Below are 5,623 nucleotides of genomic sequence, written 5' to 3' on the forward strand. Positions count from 1 at the left end.
GCTCGTACGCGGGAAAAAGAACAACAAAAATTGACAAACTTAAAAAATTTTACTATTTTATTGTATAATAATTTTTAAATCTATCTTATAATAGTCTAAAACCTATAGATAATTTATTGCTTAGGAGTCATATTTATGAAAACAGATATACAAATAGCACAAGAATGCAAATTAAAAAGAATAGATGAAATAGCTAAAATGCTTAATCTCACAGATGAAGATTATGAGGTTTACGGCAAATATAAGGCAAAGATAGAATTATCAGTTTTAAATAAATTAAAAGATAAAAAAGACGGTAAATTGGTATTAGTAACAGCAATAACCCCAACACCAGCAGGAGAAGGAAAATCCACTGTTACAATAGGTCTAACACAGGGATTAAACAAAATAGGCAAGAATGCAGTTGCTGCTTTAAGAGAGCCTTCACTTGGTCCTGTTTTTGGGATTAAAGGCGGAGCTTGCGGGGGAGGTTATGCTCAAATTGTTCCTATGGAAGATATTAACTTGCATTTTAATGGCGATTTTCATGCTATAGGTTCTGCTCACAATTTAATATCAGCTTGTATTGACAATCATATTAAACAAGGCAATGAATTAAAAATTGATACTAACAAGATAATATTTAAAAGAGTTGTTGATATGAATGACAGGGCTTTAAGAGATATTGTTATAGGGCTTGGAGGAAGCGAGAACGGAGTTGTAAGACAATCATCTTTTCAGATAACTGTTGCTTCAGAGATTATGGCTATACTTTGTTTGTCTAATTCTTTAATGGATTTAAAAGAGAGAATAGGAAATATTGTATTTGCTTATGATGTTAATGATAATCCTTTAAAAGTAAAAGATTTAAAAGTTGAGGGAGCTGCTTGTGCATTACTTAAAGATGCCATAAAACCAAATTTAGTTCAGACTCTTGAAAATACTCCCGCTATAGTTCATGGAGGACCTTTTGCTAATATTGCTCATGGCTGTAACTCAATACTTGCCACAAAATTGGCATTAAAACTTTCTGATTATACTATTACAGAGGCTGGTTTTGCTGCGGATTTGGGTGCTGAGAAGTTTCTTGATATTAAATGCCGTGTTGCTGGACTTAAGCCTAATTGTATAGTGTTGGTTGCTACTATAAGAGCTTTAAAACATCATGGCGGAGCTTTAGAACTAAACAAAGAAGATTTAGATGCTTTAAATAAAGGTTTCGAAAATTTAGATAAGCATATTGAAAACATGAAAAAATATAATGTTCCTGTTGTTGTTGCTATTAATAAATTTGTTTCTGATACTGATAAAGAAGTAGAATTAATTAAAAAACATTGTGAAGAGATGGGCGTTGATATTTCATTATGCGAAGTTTGGGAGAAAGGCGGAGAAGGTGGAGAGGATTTAGCAAAAAAGATTGTAAAAGCAACTTCTGAAGAGTCAAATTATCAACCATTATACAATTTAGATAAACCTATAAAAGAAAAGATTGAATACATATGTAAAGAAATATACGGAGCAGGAGAGGTAAAATTCTCTAATAAAGCTAATAAAATGATGAAAAAAATAGAATCTATTGGCTTTGGAGGCTTGCCTATATGTATGTCAAAAACACAAAAGTCAATATCAGATAATCCAGCACTTTTAAATGCTCCTAAAGGTTATACTTTAAATATTGATGAAATAAAACTTGCTTCAGGTGCTGGTTTTATTATTGCTATGGCAGGCGGAATTATTGATATGCCTGGTCTTCCAAAAGTGCCAGCAGCATGCAATATAGATATAGATGAAAACGGCAAGATTACAGGTTTATTTTAATGTTAGATGAGCTAATTTTTGAATATAGTTAAAATTTTGAGATTGTAAATTTTTATTGTTATTTTTCCCGCGTACGAGCTGTACCACCTTGCCGCACGGTAATGCTATGCTTTAATTATAACTTCTTAGTCGTGCGGGGGAGTGCCTTTTAATGTACAATTAAATTATAAAATTTATAATAAAAATGCAGTTCTTCGCGAAGCGTATCTGAAGGATATAAGGTTCTTTTATACCAATAAAAGAACTAGTAGTGCGTACCCTAAGGGCACCCTTCGCAGTGGGGCTAGTCCCCGCAAATATTTACAATAAAAAATAATTTTGAATAAAAGAAATCATTTGCTATGTATATTTGTTAAAATAATAAAAGCCTCAAATCCTAGTACAATTTGAGGCTTTTTGGTAAATTCAATATTCTTAATCATCAAACTTCTGTCCCATAAGCTGTCCATTTGAAGATATAAATAATTCCATCATATTGTTTAATTTTACTTTGTAATTACCCCATTCTTTCTCAACGTCTATTACCATAGCTTGAGGATATGCTTTTTTTACAGCACCGCTTACAGCAGCAGGTAAAGCAGAAAAAGGAACTCCGTTATACTCGCCGTCTATACTTTGCCAGTTACCATTAGCCAAGAAATCTATAGAAGCACCATTAGAAAGTTTTACTTCAAATTTTCCTCCATCTCTCTCAACTTTCCATATCTGAGCATTAGGATAAACTCTCTGTATGAATGCTCTTGATTTTTGTGGTAATGAAGAAGCAGGTACTACCCAATCAGCAAATAAACTAGAGCTAGCAAATATTGTCAATGAAATTAATAAAGTTAAAAATTTAGTCATAAATAAACTCCTTAAAAAGTGATTGTAAATTATCTTTACAATTATAATATAACAAATTTTAGGAGAATTGTCAATATTTTTTACAATAAATTTACTATTTTTTTACTAATATATACTAAAATATGGGTATTTATAATACGTTTTATACATAGATACACAAAAATAGCTAAAAATTAACTATAAAGTAAATATTTTTTACAAAAGAAACTCTTAATACAAAGAAACTCTATTTCTTTTTATTTCTGTTCTGTATCTTTTTATTTCGTATTCTATCTTTTTACTGTCCCAACCTAAAATTAATCCCATTTCTTGAGCAATATGTTCTGCTAATAATGTTCCGCAATCATTTTCTGTGAGTATAAATCTTAATCTTCTCATCATTATATCATCTAAATGCATTGCATATTCTACTTCAACAAAATATTTTATTAATCCTCTAGGTATTCTATTATCAAGACCAACAGAAACAAGCAAAGAAGAATCATTTTTACAGAATTCATTTAATCTTAATACCATATCAACAGAGCCAAAATAATCTATTAAAAATTTAACAGTATCTTTATTTAATACCCAATCTACCGCTTTATCTATTCTGTTATTCATAAACTTTTTAACGCTAAACCATTTATAAGGCTTACCATACATTTTAAGTAAAGTTTTAATAGCAAGATGAGATGACATAGTGAAATTTCCGCCCTCAACCATAAATAAATCATAAATAGGGTGTGAATGTATCTTCATATCCATAGGATTAACAGTCATCATTCCAGATTGTGAAGTAACTATATGGTTTTTATTAACTATAGAGCCAAAATAAGTATTATAAATATCAAGCAAATATTCTATCTCATCACTTGTCGAATATATACAATCTAAATTACCTGTATACTTTTTTACAACAGGTCCTATTATAGTCATATCCTTCCATTTTGTTAGAAAAACATTAGGTCTGTCTTTTATTTTTGGCAAAACAACAGATTTATTAATATGAATAATATTGCTATCAACTATAAAATTAGTAGCTTTTACATATTTTACTTTATCTGTAAAGTTAGACTTTGGAAGCATAGATACTATACTATCTCCCCAAGCTCCAGCTGCGATTAATATTTTTTTGGCACTTATTTCATATATTTTACCGTTTATTTTGTCTGAAAGTATGGTTTTATTAATTTGTTTTTCATTATAATCAAAAGCTTTTACCTCAGCATAATTAAGTATATCAGCGCCATATTCTTTAGCTTTTAATAATAATTCTAAAACATATCTGCTGTCATCTATTTTACCTTCAAAGAATTCTGTAGCACCTATTACATCATTATTATTTAAATCAGGTAAAGTTTCTAATACTGAGTTTCTGCTATGAGATTTATGTTTTTTAGTTTTTCCGAAAATTGACATTAAATCATATATATTAGCTTTTAATTCATTTCTTATCAAACCTGAATTACCATTTGTACCGCCACTAAAATATATTGGATATAATATGCCAAAATCAGAGGCTGAAGATTTATTAATGATATTATTTCTTTCTCTAACTTTAAAAATTGTAGATATGAAGTTATTAGCAGTCATATCATTAAAACCGCCTGTAAGCATTTTTGAAGTTCTAGAAGATGAACCAAATGAGAAATCATGTTTTTCTACTAGAAGTGTTGAAATTCCTACTCTTGCTGTTTTCATAGCGATGGTAGCACCTATTACTCCGCCACCTATAATTAAAAGATCATAAGTTTTATCTTTAAGATTAGAGAGTATATTATATCTTGAATTTACCATTAATAAACTCCTTATAATAAAGCTCAATCATAAACCTATATATATATTATATAATAAATTTTTACAAATACAAATATTTTATTAAATTCTTAAACTCTAATCTATTTTTATTTTTTTCTAAAAAGCTTTTGACAAACTTATTTTTTCCATGAGAATCTATATATTCCCCCTCAAACTCTCCGAATCCAGCAATGGGAAAAGTTAAATAAGAATTATATGCTAAAATAGATTGATAAGGAGTAAATACTATATAATTTCTTCTGTTGTTTTGTATAAAATCCATTGCATCATCTACTTTAAACAAAGGGTCTTCTAATATTATAAACTTATTAAAACTATTATTTATTTCATTTAAAGTGTATTTATAATTTTTTGATGAATATTTATTAATGTTAGTATAATTTTCTCTAATAACATCAGATGTAGTTTTTATAATATTTTTTTTATATATAAAGTTTGTAATACCTAATGAATATATAAAATCATTAAAAGCTTCCAAATCTTCCATAGGGTAAAGACTAGAAGAAATTGCTAACACTTCTTTTTTATCTGTCTCTTCTAAAAACTTATGAAACAAATCTTTAGATTTATCAAAATCATCTTCTATACCATTTATTAACGGATACTCAAAAGTTTTATTTGAATAATATAGCATACTACGTCCGAAATCACATATACCATACTTTTTTAATTCTGGTGATTGTATATCTATTATAGTTTTATCATCATAAAAATAATTACATTCGCAAAGCTTATTGCATCCTATACAAAAGCTGTTTATTTTTTTATATTCAATTTGCTCATCGTTATCATCAATTTTTCTATCAACCCTAAACACTTTAGTGGGGCATAAATCTACTATCATATTCTTATAACCAGATATAGTTTTGTATCTGTTGCAAACTCCGCAATTAATGCATTTATCATAATCAATTTTTATATTTTCATCTAAATTAAAACTTTCTATAATGTTTTTTATCTCTTTTAATTTTGAATCATTATCTCCGTCAAATCTTTCTATTTTTAATTGATAAAAGTCTATATATTTTTTTAATCTGCAATTGTAATAACTACTGCATTTATCACAAAATGGTTTATGCATATGAAGTATAGCTTTAAGTAAAGATTTTCTATATTCGATAATCTCTTCATCATTGCTTATAATATCCATTCCATTTTCAACTATCTCATTACAAGCATATTT

Annotated in this window: 4 protein-coding genes; 1 reads left to right on the forward strand and 3 read right to left on the reverse strand. The window is 28.2% G+C overall.

All coding sequences use genetic code 11. The features are described from left to right. Positions 1-135: 135 nt before the first annotated feature. Entirely contained in the window at positions 136-1,797 is a 1,662-nt protein-coding gene (locus E6A48_RS09925; protein WP_219710051.1) for a formate--tetrahydrofolate ligase, read from the forward strand. Positions 1,798-2,211: 414 nt separating this feature from the next. On the opposite strand, the gene E6A48_RS09930 is transcribed toward E6A48_RS09925, so the two are convergent. The 3 genes from E6A48_RS09930 to E6A48_RS09940 form a co-directional block, all read right to left on the reverse strand. Then, positions 2,212-2,640, reverse strand: coding sequence for a PepSY-like domain-containing protein (locus E6A48_RS09930; protein WP_219710052.1), 429 nt, complete (start codon positions 2,638-2,640; stop codon positions 2,212-2,214). A gap of 210 nt (positions 2,641-2,850) precedes the next feature. Next, positions 2,851-4,419 carry an FAD-dependent oxidoreductase gene (locus E6A48_RS09935; protein WP_219710053.1) on the reverse strand — a complete coding sequence of 523 codons (1,569 nt, stop codon included), beginning with the start codon at positions 4,417-4,419 and terminating at the stop codon, positions 2,851-2,853. A gap of 61 nt (positions 4,420-4,480) precedes the next feature. Further along, positions 4,481-5,623: ferrodoxin (locus E6A48_RS09940; protein ID WP_219710054.1), on the reverse strand; the 1,143-nt coding region annotated here is incomplete at its 5' end.

This window comes from Brachyspira pilosicoli, assembly GCF_019402445.1.
GTDB lineage: Bacteria > Spirochaetota > Brachyspiria > Brachyspirales > Brachyspiraceae > Brachyspira > Brachyspira pilosicoli_B.